This window comes from Nocardia sp. NPDC005746 (genome assembly GCF_040630785.1).
Taxonomy (GTDB): domain Bacteria; phylum Actinomycetota; class Actinomycetes; order Mycobacteriales; family Mycobacteriaceae; genus Nocardia.
The window spans coordinates 56,816-72,178 of sequence record NZ_JBEXYE010000013.1 but is presented as its reverse complement, the minus strand read 5'-3'; the positions used below and the strand labels follow the sequence as shown (position 1 = coordinate 72,178).

Below are 15,363 nucleotides of genomic sequence, written 5' to 3'. Positions count from 1 at the left end.
CGGGCTACACCATCGTGTCGCCCGGCGGCAGCCCGAAAGCGTGGTTGCCGTACATGACGTAGACGCGCTCGGCGTCGTTGGCCGCGTGGACCCGCCCGGCATGCGCGTCACGCCAGAACCGCTGCAGCGCGGTGTCTTCGGCCAGTGCCGTCGCCCCCGCCGCCTCGAACAGCCGGTCGATGGACGCGATGGCCCGACCGGTGGCCCGCACCTGGTCGCGACGGGCGGCCGCCCGCAGCGCGAACGGGATATCGCGGCCCGCGACGAGGTGCGCGTATTCCTCGGCCACGTGGCCGGACAGCTGCCGCCAGGCGGCGTCGATATCGCTGGCGGCCTCGGCGATGCGCACCTTGGCGAACGGATCGTCCTTGGCCTGTTCGCCCGCGAACGCCGCGCGCACTCGTGTGCCCTGGTGCTCGACGTGCGTGGCGTAGGCGCCGTAGGCCATGCCGACGATGGGGGTGGAGATGGTGGTGGGATGGATAGTGCCCCAGGGCATCCGGTACACCGGGTCGGGATTGACCTCCAGGCCGGGCGATTTCAGCTCGCCCATGGCCTGGAAGCTCAGGAAGCGGTGTTCGGGGACGAAGACCCGCTCGATGACCACGGTATTGGATCCGGTGCCGCGCAGTCCGACCACATGCCAGACATCCTCGATGCGGTAGTCGTCGCGGGGGATGAGGAACGAGCCGAAGTCGACGGGCTTGCCGTTGTCGAGGACCGGGCCTCCGACGAACACCCAGTCGGCGTGATCACAGCCCGACGACCACGCCCACGCCCCGGTGACCAGATAGCCGCCCGCGACCTTCGTGCCCGCGCCCAGGGGCGCGTAGGAGGACGCGACGCGGGCATCGGTGTTCTCGCCCCAGACATCCTGCTGCGCTTGCTGATCGAACAGCGCCAGATGCCAGTTGTGAATGCCGAGGATGCCGGCCACCCAGCCGGTGGAACCGCAGGCGCTCGCGATGGTGCGGACGGTGTCGTAGAAGACGACCGGGTCCGCGGCCAGACCGCCCCACCGGCGGGGCTGGAGCAAGGTGAAGAACCCGGTCTCCTGGAGATCCTTGATGGACTGGTCCGGGATCCGGCGCAGCCGCTCGGTTTCCTGGACTCGTTCACGCAGTGCCGGAAGGACCGCTGCGACGCGGTCGACGATTTCCTGGGTCATCTCGCGGAATGCTCCTGACTATCGGGCGGGCGGCTTTCCGACCGCCATTTGTAGAACACGTTCTCGTCAATATCGAGCACCGTTGCGGCAAGGGCTAGTGGAGCAAATGACCGAATAGTAGGGACTTTCGACCATTGTCACTGTGGTCAACCGTGCCCGAAGCTGACGATGTTCTGAAACATGTTCTAATTGCGAGGAGTGTGTGATGGTGCCGAACCCCAAGGGCTACGGAGGCAAGGTCCGCGACATCGACGTGGGCTCCGCGCCCAGCCGGTATGCCCGGGGATGGCACTGCCTCGGCCTCGCTGATTCCTTCCGTGACGGTCGACCGCATCCGGTCGAGGCGTTCGGGACCAAGCTCGTCGTCTGGGCCGACAGCACGGGTGAATTGCAGGTGCTCGATGCCTACTGCCGCCATCTCGGCGGAGACCTCGCGACGGGAAAGATCAAGGGCGACAACATCGCGTGCCCGTTCCACGACTGGAGTTGGGGCGGTGACGGCAAGTGCAAGGACATCCCCTACGCGCGGCGGGTTCCGCTCTTGGCCCGGACGCGCTCGTGGCTCACCCTGGAACGCAACGGTCAGCTGTTCGTGTGGCACGACCACGAAGGCAATCCGCCCGCGCCGGGGGTGACGATCCCCTACGCCCCCGGCGCGTACATCGACGCCGCGGGCTGCGATCTCGACACCATGAATCCCGGGTGGACCCCGTGGACTTGGCGCTCGATCCTGATCGAGGGCTCCCACTGCCGCGAGATCATCGACAACATCGTGGACATGGCGCACTTCTTCTACATCCACTACGCCTTCCCGACCTTCTTCAAGAACGTCTTCGAGGGGGAGGTCGCCACGCAGTACCTGGAGACCAAGGGACGCCCGGATGTGGCGACCGGCGCCAAGTACGGCGGCGACACCCTGCTGACCTCGCAGGCGTCCTACTTCGGGCCGTCGTACATGATCAACACATTGCTCAACAACTACGGCGGGTTCGAGGTGAACAGTGTCCTGGTCAACTGCCACTACCCGGTCAGCCAGGACTCGTTCGTCCTGCAGTACGGCATCAGCCTCGAGAAGCCTCTCGGCCTGTCCGATGACGCGGCCGACCGCCTGGCCGCCAAGATGACCGAGGGCATCGCCGCGGGCTTCCTGCAGGACGTGGAGATCTGGAAGCACAAGACCAAGATCGAGAATCCGCTGCTGTGCGACGAGGACGGGCCGATCTACCAGCTGCGGCGCTGGTACGAGCAGTTCTACACCGATGTCGCCGCCGTCGATCCGAGGTCGCGGCAGCGTTTCGAATTCGAGGTCGACACCTCCCGGGCCAACGAGGTCTGGGAGGCCGAAGTGGCCGCGAACCTGCGCGAGTCCCAGGTGGCGGCCGGGTCCCCGGGCGGTGGGGGAGGACGTCCCGCCGGAGTGTGACGTTGTTCTCTGTGGCCGATCCGGTGCGGGCGGGATGCTCGGGGCACCGCCGATTCAGGAGATGCCATGGAAGACAACGCCCACCCCACAACGACTTTCGAACCCGCCGGTGATGACGACCTGGGGGTCGTGGTCGGCACCGATGGGTCCGAGATCTCGTATCAGGCGGTGGCCTGGGCCGCCGCCGAAGCCGATCTGCGGGGATGCCGGCTGCATATCGTCACCTCCTACGCGAATCCGATCGTGCCCGGTGCGCCGGAGTTGGGGCCCGACGACGTGCGAGATCTGCGCGTGCGGGGGCAGCAGGTCCTGGCCGACGCCGCGCGGATCGCCCACCACACCGTGCCGGGCGAAAGCCTCCACATCAGAACCGAACTCATCTTCGACATGATCACCACGGCGTTGCTCGACCGCTCGCGCCGGGCCCAGGTGCTGGTGGTCGGCAATCGGGGGCTCGGTGCGCTGCGGCGGGCGGTGCTGGGGTCGGTGAGCACCGGGGTGGCCCGGCAGTCGCATTGCCCGGCGGTCATCGTGCACGGTGTTTCGGAAACCGAGCCGGAGTCGGTGACCAAGCCGGTGGTGGTCGGCGTGGACGGATCGCCGAACAGCGCTCCGGCCGTCGAGTTCGCCTACGAGGAGGCCGCGCGTCGCAAGGTGGACCTGATCGCGGTGCACGCGTGGAACGACACCACCGGCTTCGACGCGCCCGCACTGGGCTGGGAGTCGATCCAGAAGACCGAAGACGTGCTGCTGGGCTCGGCGCTGGCCGGATACGCCGCGCGGTGGCCGGAAGTGACAGTGCACCGGGTGGTGGCTTGGGACACCCCGGCTCGGGTACTGCTCCACCATGCCGAGTCGGCCCAATTGGTGGTGGTCGGCAGCCACGGCCGCAGCGGGCTCACCGGCATGGTGCTCGGCTCGGTGAGCACCACGCTGCTGCACACCGCGCCGTGCCCGGTGGTGGTGGTCCGTCAGCCCTTGCGAAACCGGGCCGAAGAACCCGCGGGACAGTGACCTTCGGCCGTCACCGGCGGCCCGCGATCGGACCATGCTGAAGGCAACAGCAACGCGAATTCCGAGGAAGGACAAGCGATGTCGAAACACCCCGATCCTGATACCGTCCGCGCCGCCCTGGCGCTGGCGGTGCGGGCGCCGTCGGTGCACAACACCCAGCCGTGGCTGTGGCGGGTCGGGGACACCACGGTGCACCTGTACGCCGACGACAGCCGGCGCCTGCCCTACACCGATCCAGACAGTCGTGAGCTCGTCGTGAGTTGCGGTGCGGCGCTGCACCATCTGCAGGTCGCGTTGCGTGCGTTCGGCTGGGAGCCGGTTGTGCACCGGTTCCCGAACCCCGCGGAACCGCGGCACCTCGCGTCGGTGGAGTTGCGGCCGGGCACCGTCGACGAGGCGGCGGTCCGGACGGCCCGCGCGATCGCGCAGCGACGTAGCGACCGTCGTCGCTTCACCTCCTGGGAGGTGCCGTCGGCGCAGGTGTCGGCGATCGCCGCCGCCGGTGCGGAGGCATCCGGAGTCCAGGTCCGCGAAGTCGACGCCAACGGTGAGCACGCCCGCCTGCTGCGGGCCTTCGTCGACGCGGCGACCGCGCACCGCGGTGATGCGGCCTACACCGCCGAGCTGGCGCAGTGGAGCGGGCATCACGCCGATCCGCAAGGCGTTCCCGCGCGCAACGCGGTCGCGTCCTCGGACCCGACCGTGCGACCGTTCGGCGACCCGCGCCTGCCCGAGGCGGTAGTTCGTGACACCGACGAGGAGGCCCGCATGCTGCTGGTGTGCACCGCCGCCGACGACCTGAACGCCTGGCTCGGCGCCGGCGAGGCGGCCAGCGCGGTGCTGCTCGAAGCCACGGTGCGCGGACTGGCCACCTGCGCGCTGAGTGAACCGCTCGAGATCACCGGAGTGCGGTCGAGGATCCGCCACGATCTGCTGGGTGATTTCGGTTATCCGCAACTGATCATTCGCATGGGCTGGGCGGCAACCAGCGCCGTTCCGGTACCGGCCACACCCCGGCTGCCCTTGCACGACGTGGTGCGGCCGCTCGAGCCCGTGATCTCGTCCGGCGAGAGCTGAGAACCCGCGACCGGACAAGGAATCAGGAGAAATCATCATGACCGAGAACACTGTCCCGCAGGCGGATTCGAATCCCGCGATCGTCGTCGCGGTGGACGGATCGGCCGTCTCGTACCAGGCCGTGGCGTGGGCGGCGCTCGACGCCGCGCGGCACGGTTGCCCGTTACGGATCGTCACCTCGATCTGTGCGCCGGTCGGGCCGTCGCCGACCGTGGTGCTCAGTGCCGAGGACATGGCGTGGCTGGAATCCGAAGGCGAGCGGGTAGTCGGCGAGGCGACCCGGATCGCGTCGGAGACGCTGCCCGGCGAAGGCGTTCCGATGTCGTCGGAGGTCACGACCGAGCCGATCATCCCGCATCTGATCGCGCTCTCACGGCACGCCCGCCTGATGGTGCTCGGCAGCCGCGGGCTCGGAGCGCTGCGGCGCGGACTGCTGGGCTCGGTCACCACCGCGGTGACCCACCACGCGCACTGCCCGGTCGCGGTGATCCATTCGACCGCGGCGGCGGACCCGATCTCGGCCCGGCAGCCGGTGCTCGTCGGTGTGGACGGAACCGCGAACAGCGTCGCCGCGCTCGAGCTGGCGTTCCAGGAGGCGTCGCTGCGCAAGACCGGCCTGACCGCCGTACACGCCTGGAGCGACGTCAGCGGACCCTACATGCCGATGGCGGGCTGGGAGACGCTCGAGGAGCAGGAGCACGCGACCTTCGCCGAGGAGATGGCCGGATACGCCGAGCGCTACCCCGATGTCCCGGTCCGGCGAATCCTGGTGAAGGACAGGCCGGTTCGGTCACTGGTGGACGAATCCGAGCACGCGCAGCTGGTGGTCGTCGGCAGCCACGGCCGCGGCGGGTTCCTCGGCATGCTGCTGGGCTCCACCAGCAATGCTCTGCTGCACGCGGTGGACTGCCCGATCATCGTCGTGCGCGGCGAGTGATCCGGCCGGAGCGGACGCGCCGTCAACCCTGTGCGGGGTCGGCGGCGCACCCGGCGTCGTGTCCGGTCACGGCAACGGCACGGCCCAGCGCAGCAACGTCCCCGCGCCGTCGGGGTTGCTGCCGAAGGTGAACGTGCCGCCCAGCTGTTCGGCTCGGCGGGCCAGGTTTTGCAGACCGCTGGGGGTGATGCCGGCGGGAATGCCGCGGCCGTCGTCGGCGATCAGCACGGTGAGATCGTCGGAGACGTCGATGGTCACCGCGACCGTCTCGGCGTGCGCGTGCCGGACCGTGTTGGAGATCGCCTCGCGTACAACGGCTTCGGCGTGATCGGCCAGTTCGGCCGCCACCACCGACAACGGTCCGGAGATGCGCAACGAGGTGCGCAGTCCGGTGTCGGCGGTGTGCTTGCGGATGACCTCCTCGATCCGCTGCCGCAGCCGGGTGCTGCCCTCGGCGCCGCCGTGCAGGTCGAAGATGGAGGTCCGGATCTCCTGCACCACATCCTGGAGATCGTTGATGACGTCGGAGATCCGTTCCCGGATCTCGGCCGAGCGGGCGCGGGCCACGGTGCCTTGCAGGCTCAGCCCGGCCGCGAACAGCCGCTGGATGACATGATCGTGCAGATCCCGGGCGATGCGGTCACGATCGGTGAGCACGTCGAGTTCGCGCATCCGCTGCTGCGCTTCGGACAGCTGGATGGCCAGGGCGGCCTGACCGGTGAATGCCGCTGCCAGCCCCTGCAATTCGTCCGAGAACGGGGGCGCGCCGACCGGGCGGACCATGACCAGCACGCCGAAGGTCGAGTCCTGCGCGTTGAGCGGCAGGACCAGCGACGGACCGGCGTCGAGTTCGGCGTCGAGGCCGAGATCCTCGCCGACGTCCGGGCAGTGGGGCAGGCCCTGGCGGAACGCCAGCCCGACCGCGGTCCCCGACGTGCGGGCGAATCCGCTGTGGGTCTTGCCGTCCGGCCCGGAACAATGGCTGATCCGCAGCCCCTCCACCGCGTCGGGGTCGCTGTCGGGTTCGTCGTCGACCGCCAGGAACGCCCAGGCCGATTCGGTCAGGGTGCGCGCGTGCACGACGACGTGCGCGAGGACTTCCTCTGGATCGGTTCCGGCCAGGAATTCGGTGGCGATATCGCGCGTCGCCTCGATCCAGGCCTGCCGGCTGCGACTGGATTGGTACAACCGCGCGTTGTCGATGGCGGTGCCCGCGGCCGCGGCGAGCGCCTGCACGATCACCTCGTCGTCCTCGGTGAACGGCTGCCCGCCGGCCTTCTCGGTCAGGTAGAGGTTGCCGAAGACCTCGTCGCGGATGCGCACCGGTACGCCGAGGAAGGTGCGCATCGCCGGGTGGTTGGCCGGAAAGCCCACCGACGACGGATGATCGGCGATGTTGTCCAGGCGGATGGTCTTGGGCTGGGTGATCAGCAGCCCGAGGACGCCACGGCCCTCGGGTAGTTCGCCGATCTCGGCGCGGGTCGCCTCGTCGATGCCTTCGTAGATGAACTGCTCGAGCGGATCCTGCCCGTGCTGATCCTGCCCGCGCACGCCGAGGGCGCCGTAGCGGGCGTCGACGAGGCTGATGGCGGTGTGCACGATGGTACGCAGGGTCTGGTCCAGATCGAGCCCGGAAGTGACCGCGAGCATGGCCTCGACCAGGCCGTCCATGCGATCACGGGCGTCGATGATCAGCTCCACCCGGTCCTTGACCTCGACCAGTAGTTCCCGGAGCCGGAGCTGGGAGAGGGTCTCGCGCACCGAGTAGGAGCCGTCCTGGGGCTCTACGGTCATATCGTCTTCCTGTACGTGTGGGATCCGCGCACGTTTTGTCCGTTACGGCCTGCCCCGAGTTTAGGTCGGTTCAGATTCTAGGCGGCAGAGGACGAAAGCCGATTACCGACAGCGCCGCCGCTTTTCGGTCACCTCCCGTCCGGCACCGACAGCGCGCGGTCCAGCAGTACGCGGCGCTCGGCCGTGGCGACCGCGCGGCGGGTGCGCCCGACCGCGTCCGGGGAGACCGAGACCGAGGTGATGCCCGCCCGCACCAGGTGCTCCACGAACTCGGGCTTGGTGGAGGGCGCCTGACCGCACAGTGAGGAGGTGATTCCCAGCTGCCGCGCGCCGGTGACGATCCGCTCGATCGCATCGAGCACCGCGGCGTCGGATTCGTCGAACAGTTCGGCGCACTCCTCCGAATCGCGGTCCACGCCGAGCATGAGCTGGGTGAGATCGTTGCTGCCGATGGAGATTCCGTCGATGCCCAAGGCGACGTATTCGGGCAGGCGGTACACCACCGAGGGCACCTCGGCCATGATCCAGCGGTGCAGGCCGCGCTGGCGGCCCAGCGGGCTGGCGTCCACGAGCTCGAGGCAGGCTTCGAGCTCCCAGCGGGTGCGGACGAACGGGATCATCAAGTGCACGTTCGGGGTCTGTTCCCGCACCCGGGCCAGGGCGGCCAGTTCCAGCCGGAACATCTCCGGTTGGCGGACATAGCGATAGCAGCCCCGGAAGCCGATCATCGGGTTGTGTTCGCTGGGCTCGTAGCGTCCGCCGCCCTCGAGCGCGCGGAATTCGTTGCTGCGCATATCACTGGCGCGATAGATGACGGGTCTGGTGCCGAACGCGGAACTGATCCGATGGATCGAGGAGGCCATGCTCTGGATGAACTTCTCGTCCTCGCCGCGGGCGATGAGGTCGCGGGGGTGCCGCCCGCCCAGTGCCTGGGTCAGCAGGACCTCCGCGCGCAGCAGGCCGACCCCGTCGGCATCGGTGGCGGCGACGCGTTCGGCGGCCTCGGGCAGCGCCAGGTTCACGTAGACGCGCGTGGCGGTGGCCTCCGGTGCCACGGCAGCCCCCACCGGGCGCGGGACGGCCGTGACCGCCGCGGGAAGCCGGTTTCCGGCGTACACCTGACCCGCGGAACCGTCGACGGTGACTTCCTCTCCGGTGGACAGCTGCGCGGTGGCGGTCCGGGCTCCGACGATGCACGGAATGCCGAGTTCACGGGCCACGATGGCGGCGTGGCAGGTCATGCCGCCGCTGTCGGTCACCACCGCGGCGGCCCGCGACAGGGTCGGCAGCCAGTCGGGGTTGGTCATGGGGGCGACCAGGATCTCCCCGTCGCCGAGCGCGGATCCTTCGGCGGGAGAACGCAGTACCCGGACCGGCCCGGTGGCGCGCCCGGGCGCCGCGGCCAGCCCGCGTGCCAGGACCCGGCCCTCGACAGTGTGCGCTACGGGCGGTTTCGCGTCGATGTCGTCGGGCAGCGTGGTGATCGGCCGCGCCTGCACCAGCCACAGGTGGTCATCGTCGAAGGCCCATTCGACATCCTGGGGGCGGCCGCCGTGGTGGGCCTGCACCTCGAGCGCGAGCCGGGCCACGGCCAGGGTCTGGTCCTCGGTCAGCGCGGGGGCCTGGGCCTCGGACTCGGAGAGCTGGATCCGCCGGTCGCCGTCGGGACCGGCCACGATGACGAAGCTCTGGTGGCCGATCCGGCTGTCGAGCAGCGTCGGCCCCGCGGCGTCGAGCACGTAGGTGTCGGGCGTGACGGCTCCCGACACCACCACCTCGCCCTGGCCGCGCGCCGCCTCGATGACGATGCGATCGCGCGAGCCGCTGGCCGGATCCGCGGTGAACGCGACGCCCGCGGTGCGGGTGGTGACCATGCGCTGTACCACCACGGCCATCTGCGGGTGATCGCGCATGCCGCGCCGCGCCCGATAGGTCAGGACCCGCGGCGTGAACAGGGACGCCCAGCAGTCCGAGAGCGCGGTGATCACGGCGTCGTCGCCGTGAATGTTGGTGCGTGACACGTTCATTCCGGCGAAGGACGCGGTCGCGCTGTCCTCGCCGACCGCCGAGGAGCGGACCGCCACCAGGACGTCGTCGCCGAGCCGGCGGTACGCCGACACGACGGCGTCGCGGACCGACGCCGGGACTGGGGTGTCGTGCACGAGTTCGCGCATGCGGCGGCACAGCTCGTCGAGCTGCTGTCCGTCGGTGCGCGTGGCCCCCGCCGCCGCGGCGAGCCCGCGAGTATGCAGCTCGTCGAGTTCGGGGCCGTGGGCTCCGGCCCGGATCACCTCCTGGTAGGTGGCCGCGAGTACTACGAAACCCGGTGGCACGGGGAGCTTCGCGGCGACGAGTTCGCCGAGGTTGGCTCCTTTGCCGCCGGCGCGGTCGGCGTCGGTCAGCCGCAGTTCATCGAAGGCGGCGACATAGTCACCCATGACTACTCCAGTTCTTGTTCGATCCCGGCAGTAGCAGCAGCCCCAGGATCGGGATGGCGAGGACGAGCAGGGCGCACAGCAGCACCGTCGGCGATGCGCCGGTCAATTCGAGGCCGGTGACGACGAAGGGCAGTGCGATGACGAACAGGGGTGCGTGGCGAATGCTCACGAGCGGACCTCGGGAGCCTCGAAAATGCCCGCCGCGGTGAGAATGTCGCTGAAGTCGGCGCCGAGCAGCACGCGCCGCAGCGGTGCGGGGAGCTGGGCCAGGACGTGGTCGAGCTGGCCGGGGGAGAACAATTGCGCCAGTGCGTCGGTGACCGCCGCGGCCGACCGTCTCGCCTCCTCCACCGACACGTCCGCCGAACGGGCGAATTGGTGCAGGAACGACTGCGGATCGTGCGGCACCGGAACGCGTCCCGGCGTCCAGCCCTCGAAGTAGACGCCGCGCAGCAGCGTGGGCAGTTGCGCGCTCAGATGTGCGGCGGCGCCCACATCGAGGCGGTCACGCACCGCGTGCAGCCAGGCACGCAGCGCCTGGTGCGCGGCCATCCGGTCGTCGGTGCCGAGACGGTCGGCGACGGTGCGCAGCCAGACGCGGCCGGTATGGATCGCGGGAGCGAACGGATCGGTGTGATGGCTCATCGGCGTGGCCTCTCTCGCGGAGAAGAAGGTCAGGGGTGGGTCGGGATGGCCTGCGGCCGGGGCAGTTTCAGCTCCTGGGCGACGGTGTCGATCCAGGCCGTGATGGCGGGCCAGTCGCGCAGGTCGCCGTAGCGGTGGCCGCCGAGCAGTCGGTACAGGGCGCGTGCCGGGAGCGAGACGCCCGCGCGTTCGTAGTGACCGGCGAACGCGCGGTATCCGCGCGGCATGACGGCGTCGCGCACCTCGACGATTCGCTTCGGAACGGCCCGGCCCATCAGGTGTCCGATCGGGCCGACCAGGGCGGGGCCGAGGCCGACGCTGAACAGCCAGACGGGCCGCGCGCGCAGTTCATGACGGTGGTCGCGGACGAAGCCCTCCAGTTCCGGCAGCAGGGCGCGGTCGTGGACGGCGCTGCCGAGGATCAGGGCGTCGAAACGTGTCGGGTCGGGGGCGTGTTCGGCGTCGGCGACCTCGACGGTCGCGCCGCGAGCCGCGAGCGAGGCGCCGATGAAATCGGCGATCTCGCGCGTGGACCCTTGCGCGGAGGCGTAGACGACGGCGATGCGGGGTGCTGTGGTTGCCATGTGTCGAGCGTGCTCGCGTGGGCGAAATTCGGTGAGAGGACTCGTACCCGGGTCGGTCGGGACCATGGTCCCCGGCATCGCCGTCAGCCCGCGGCGGCGGCGGGCTGATCCAGTCCCGACAGCGCCCCGGCGAGCATGCGGCGCATCTCTTCGGCCGAGGACGCCAATTCGGGCCGGGCCAGGACCTGGACCAGCAGGGTCGGATCGACGGCCTCGACCAGCACACCGGTGTCCTCGGCGCGGATGACCACGGTGCAGGGCATCAGCAGCCCGGCCTCGCGATCGGTCGCCAAGGCCAGACCCGCGAGCTGGGGGTTGCAGACGCCGAGGATCAGATACTCCTCGATGTGCTCACCGGTCCGCTCCCGCAGCGACGCCTGCACGTCGAATTCGGTGACGACGCCGAATCCACGCTCTCGCAACACTGTTCGGGTTCGATCCACCGCGTCGGAGAAGGTGGTGGCCAGGTGTACCGCGATGGCCGGGGCGGGCGCCACCGGGATCCGGATCTCGGTGATCAGCAGCCGGGGATCGCTCACCTCGTCCGGCCCCACGAGGTACGCCTCGGTCGGCGGTCCGACGGGACGATAGCCGGCCTGCCGCAGCCACTCCCGCAGGGCGCGGTAGGCGGCGTCGATATCGCCGTAGCCGCCGCGATGGCTGGTGCGGGCCACCAGGATCGGGGACTGGATGACCAATTCGGCCCCGGAACTCGGTCCGAGCGCCGGGGCCGCTTCGATCGGAAGCCCGAAGTCGACGACGATGGCGTCCTCGGCGGGTAGCTCCCGATGGAAGGTGATGGTCGGCGCACCGTTCGCGGTCAGTCCCGCCTTCCCGGCGACCTCGCTCAACCGGTCCATCCCGCTGACGATGCCCTCGCTCAACAGGTCGGGCCGGATTTCCAACGGGATGCGCAGGACCGCCTGCGGCGCTGTCTCGCACACATTGACCCGGTATTCCATCGCATGCCTCCTTCGATTGCTGTCTCACCAGCCTGCGCACCGGTCGGGCGGGGTTCCAGAGGAGAAGGTCCCGGTGGGGCGGGAACAAGTCGATGACCGGACCGCGCCGAGTGTCCCGAGGGGCGGGCTGCCATCACAGCCGTTCGTCGGCGGCGAGAACGAAGTAGTTCTCCTCCTCCTGCAGGAAGTGCAGGCGCAGGACGGCGTGCAGCCCGTAGAGGCACGCGAGCAGATCGTCGATCTGGTCGGGATCGAAACCATCACGCGCCCGCGCCAATTCGAGGTGCGTGCCGATTCTCGTGGTCAATCGCTGGATCTCGGCGTGCGCCCGGCTCATGGTCGCCGTCGCCTCGGATCCGCCGAGCGGCCCGGCCAGCGCCGGGTAGAGCTTCGTCTCCTCGGCCCGCTCGTGCGGCAGCAGATCCTCGACCAGGAAGCGGTGCGCGGCCTCGAGCGCCTTCAGCGCCTCGGCATCGGGGCGTTCCGCGATCCGGTCCGCCACTGCCCGCAGCGTGGCGAGCGTGTCGCGCAGGGTGTCGTGTTCGGCGGCGAAATGCCGGAGCAGTTCATCGGTGTCGACCGGTACGGCGCGCCCGCTGGCGGGGCCGGAGCGCAGGGCCCGCAACGCGTTCAGGATCACGGCGACGTCGATGGCCTCCTGGAGCAGCGCGCCCGGCGCGGGCGGCAGCCACCCGAAGGCGGCGACGACCATTGCCAGCAACGACAGCCCCATCCCGACGGTCGCGCTCTGCACCGCGATGCGCCGCGAGCGGCGGGCGATGTCCATCGCATCGGCGAGCCGGTCCAGCCGGTCGGTGGTGAGGACGATGTCGGCGGCCTCCGACGACGCGGTCGATCCGCGCGCGCCCATGGCCACGCCGACCGTGGCGGCGGCCAGGGCCGGGGCGTCGTTGATCCCGTCGCCGACCATCACGGTCACGTGCCGGTCGCTCTCCCGCCGGACCGCCTCGACCTTGTCGGCCGGACTCTGGTTCGCGTACACCTCGTCCAAGCCCAGCACGGTGGCGACCTCCCGCGCGGGTTCGGGGCGATCACCGGTCAGCATGACGAGCCGGTTCAGTCCCGCCTCACGCAGCCGCCGCAGAGTGCGGGGCGCGTGCCGCCGCAACGGGTCGCGCAGCAGCACGGCCCCGAGCGGGTCGTCGTCGACGGTGACCCAGGCGATCGCGGCGGAATCGAGCCTGGCGCGGTTCATGACCGGCCGGGCCCAGCCCGGAACGGTCGCGCCGTCGGGCAGTTTGCCGACCTGCACGCGGCGGCCGTCCACCATGCCGCTCACGCCGTGTCCCGCTCGTTCGGAAACCTCGGTGGCGACCTCGAGTCGCAGGTCCCGTGCCAGTGCCTCGGTCACGATCGCCGCGGCCAGGACATGCGGCGAGAGCTGATCGATCGAGGCGGCCAGCCGCAGCAGCCACGCCGGATCCGTGCCGGGGGCCGCGGCGACCTCGGTGACGACGGGCCGCCCGGCGGTGACGGTTCCGGTCTTGTCCATCACCAGAGTGGTTGCGCGGCCGAGGTTCTCCAACGCCCCACCGCCGCGGACGACGACGCCGACGCGGGAGGCGCGGGACAGGCCCGACACGATCGCGACCGGCGCGGCCAGCAACAACGGACAGGGCGTGGCGACCACCAGTACCGCCACCGCGCGGGTTGGCGAACCACTGAACCAGTAGGCCGCGGCGGCGACGGCCAGCGTGAGAGGGAGGAACCAGGCGGCGTAGCGGTCGGCAAGGCGGACGGTGGGCGCAGTGTCGGCCCCCGCCTCCCGGGCCAGTCGTACGATGCCGGCGTAGGTGCTGTCCTCGGCGGTCGCCGTGGCCCGCATCTCGAATACCGCACCGGCATTGAGCACGCCGCTGCGGACCGGTTCCCCGGCGGCCCGTTCGACCTGCAACGGTTCCCCCGTCAACGCCGATTCGTCCAGCACCGCAACCGAATCCAGGATCCTGCCGTCGGTCGGCACCACCTCTCCGGCGGCGATGACCAGGATGTCGCCCGCGGCGATCTCGTCGAGGCCGACGACCCGCACCACCGCTCCGCGTCGGCGCCGCGCCGATCGCGGGGCTCGTTCGAGCAGCGCTCGCAGATCCCGCGTCGCCCGGCGTTCGGCCGCCGCGTCGAGGGCGTGCCCGCCGCTGAGCATGACCGCGATCAAGGCCCCGGCGAGATATTCGTGCACCAACAGGGTGCCGGCCAGCGACAGCACCGCGATGAGATCGACGCCCGCCCGCCCGCGCCGCAGTGCCGAGACCACCCACCACAGCGCGGGCACGATGGCGACCACCGTGCCTGCGGCCCAACACCATTCCGCGACCGTGATCGCGCCGGTCACCCGGGCGATCACGCCCGCCAGCAGCGGCACGATGGTGCCGATCAGCAGCAACGCGCTCGCGACACCGGTGTACCGCTCCCACCGATGCCGGTCTCGTGATTCGGGCACCGGAATGCTCCCTTCCCGCCGGATCGTGTTCCTCTGCAGTGCACCGCACGAATGCGGCGCATCACAGAGCCACAGTCCCTCGGAAGAACTGCCTTTGGACCCGTCAGCCGGTGATCGATGGGGTCCGCGGCAGGTTCCTGGCTGCCTGCCTCGAAGCCGGTTCTGCCGAACGAGCTCGGCGCTCGGTGGGCGGCGCCAGGTGTCGGAAGGACGTCCGAGATGGGACCTTCGGCCCTGTGGGGCCGACGGGTATCGGTGATGACATTGAGCCAGGGGGAACGCATTGTGCCGGGGGACAGTGAGGAAGGGTCGTCAGTTCATGCGCGCGTACCAAGCTCTATCGGTCCGAATGCGCTTGCGGCCGGAGGCATCCGGCCCGCGGGCGTGCCGGGTGTCCGGAGCTTTCGCGTGAACGGGCAGGTCGAACGTTCGTTCGGACCCCGCGCCACCGTGGCCATGGACCGGGACGAGGCGCTGCGGCTGCTGGCGAGTGTGTCGTTCGGGCGGGTGATCTTCACCCGGGACGCGCTGCCCGCCGTGCGGCCGGTGAACCACCTGGTCGACGACGGCGAGATCGTCATCGTGCGGACCCGGCTCACGTCGCGGCTCACCTCGACGGTGCGCGCGGACGAAAACGTCGTCGTGGCTTACGAAGCCGATGAGATCGATCCCGTCGAACAGCTGGGATGGTCGGTTGTGGTGACGGGTATCGCCCGACCGGTGACCGATCCCGAGCGCGTCGCCCGCTACGAGGCGATGCTGCAGCCGTGGGTGGACGGGGTGATGGATTCCCTCGTCGCCATCGAGCCGACCCTGGTGACCGGGGTGCGGCTCGTGGTGAAGAAGGCGGGATAGCCGCG

The 15,363-nt window shown here is 70.0% G+C and carries 13 protein-coding genes; 5 read left to right on the top strand and 8 right to left on the bottom strand.

The features are described 5' to 3' along the window. Positions 1 to 4 precede the first annotated feature (4 nt). Positions 5 to 1,168, bottom strand: a complete 1,164-nt coding sequence (gene hsaA / locus ABZ412_RS24180; protein WP_357283883.1) for a 3-hydroxy-9,10-secoandrosta-1,3,5(10)-triene-9,17-dione monooxygenase oxygenase subunit — start codon at positions 1,166 to 1,168, stop codon at positions 5 to 7. A 205-nt stretch (positions 1,169 to 1,373) separates the two neighbouring features. Here hsaA and ABZ412_RS24175 point away from each other — a divergent pair, with 205 nt between their 5' ends. From ABZ412_RS24175 to ABZ412_RS24160, 4 genes are all read left to right on the top strand, one after another. Further along, complete coding sequence (locus ABZ412_RS24175) at positions 1,374 to 2,591, top strand: Rieske 2Fe-2S domain-containing protein (protein WP_357283881.1); 1,218 nt, start codon at positions 1,374 to 1,376, stop codon at positions 2,589 to 2,591. 66 nt (positions 2,592 to 2,657) lie between these two features. Next, the gene (locus ABZ412_RS24170; protein ID WP_357283878.1) at positions 2,658 to 3,605 is read left to right on the top strand and encodes a universal stress protein; all 948 of its coding nucleotides are present in this window, start codon (positions 2,658 to 2,660) and stop codon (positions 3,603 to 3,605) included. A 78-nt stretch (positions 3,606 to 3,683) separates the two neighbouring features. Continuing rightward, positions 3,684 to 4,682: an NAD(P)H nitroreductase gene (locus ABZ412_RS24165; RefSeq protein WP_357283875.1), complete on the top strand. Its 999-nt coding sequence runs from the start codon at positions 3,684 to 3,686 to the stop codon at positions 4,680 to 4,682. 37 nt (positions 4,683 to 4,719) lie between these two features. Beyond that, positions 4,720 to 5,619 (top strand): universal stress protein, encoded by a 900-nt coding sequence (locus ABZ412_RS24160; protein WP_357283872.1) that lies wholly within the window; start codon positions 4,720 to 4,722, stop codon positions 5,617 to 5,619. Positions 5,620 to 5,685: 66 nt separating this feature from the next. Here ABZ412_RS24160 and ABZ412_RS24155 read toward each other — a convergent pair whose 3' ends face one another. From ABZ412_RS24155 to ABZ412_RS24125, 7 genes are all read right to left on the bottom strand, one after another. Beyond that, a complete protein-coding gene (locus tag ABZ412_RS24155; RefSeq protein ID WP_357283869.1) occupies positions 5,686 to 7,413 on the bottom strand; it encodes a GAF domain-containing sensor histidine kinase in 1,728 nt (575 codons plus the stop codon). A gap of 128 nt (positions 7,414 to 7,541) precedes the next feature. Further along, positions 7,542 to 9,851, bottom strand: a complete 2,310-nt coding sequence (gene ppsA, locus ABZ412_RS24150; protein ID WP_357283866.1) for a phosphoenolpyruvate synthase — start codon at positions 9,849 to 9,851, stop codon at positions 7,542 to 7,544. Beyond that, positions 9,844 to 10,020, bottom strand: a complete 177-nt coding sequence (locus ABZ412_RS24145) for a hypothetical protein (RefSeq protein WP_357283863.1) — start codon at positions 10,018 to 10,020, stop codon at positions 9,844 to 9,846. Before ABZ412_RS24145 ends, ppsA begins: the two co-directional genes overlap by 8 nt. Continuing rightward, positions 10,017 to 10,496 (bottom strand): DUF2267 domain-containing protein, encoded by a 480-nt coding sequence (locus ABZ412_RS24140; protein WP_357283860.1) that lies wholly within the window; start codon positions 10,494 to 10,496, stop codon positions 10,017 to 10,019. Before ABZ412_RS24140 ends, ABZ412_RS24145 begins: the two co-directional genes overlap by 4 nt. Positions 10,497 to 10,525: 29 nt before the next feature. Beyond that, complete coding sequence (locus ABZ412_RS24135) at positions 10,526 to 11,080, bottom strand: flavodoxin domain-containing protein (protein ID WP_357283857.1); 555 nt, start codon at positions 11,078 to 11,080, stop codon at positions 10,526 to 10,528. Positions 11,081 to 11,163: 83 nt separating this feature from the next. After that, positions 11,164 to 12,042 carry a DUF302 domain-containing protein gene (locus tag ABZ412_RS24130; protein ID WP_357283854.1) on the bottom strand — a complete coding sequence of 293 codons (879 nt, stop codon included), beginning with the start codon at positions 12,040 to 12,042 and terminating at the stop codon, positions 11,164 to 11,166. A 133-nt stretch (positions 12,043 to 12,175) separates the two neighbouring features. Then, complete coding sequence (locus ABZ412_RS24125) at positions 12,176 to 14,446, bottom strand: heavy metal translocating P-type ATPase (RefSeq protein ID WP_357284196.1); 2,271 nt, start codon at positions 14,444 to 14,446, stop codon at positions 12,176 to 12,178. Between the two features lie 513 nt (positions 14,447 to 14,959). Here ABZ412_RS24125 and ABZ412_RS24120 point away from each other — a divergent pair. Then, a complete protein-coding gene (locus tag ABZ412_RS24120) occupies positions 14,960 to 15,358 on the top strand; it encodes a pyridoxamine 5'-phosphate oxidase family protein (protein ID WP_357284193.1) in 399 nt (132 codons plus the stop codon). The last annotated feature ends 5 nt before the right edge of the window (positions 15,359 to 15,363 follow it).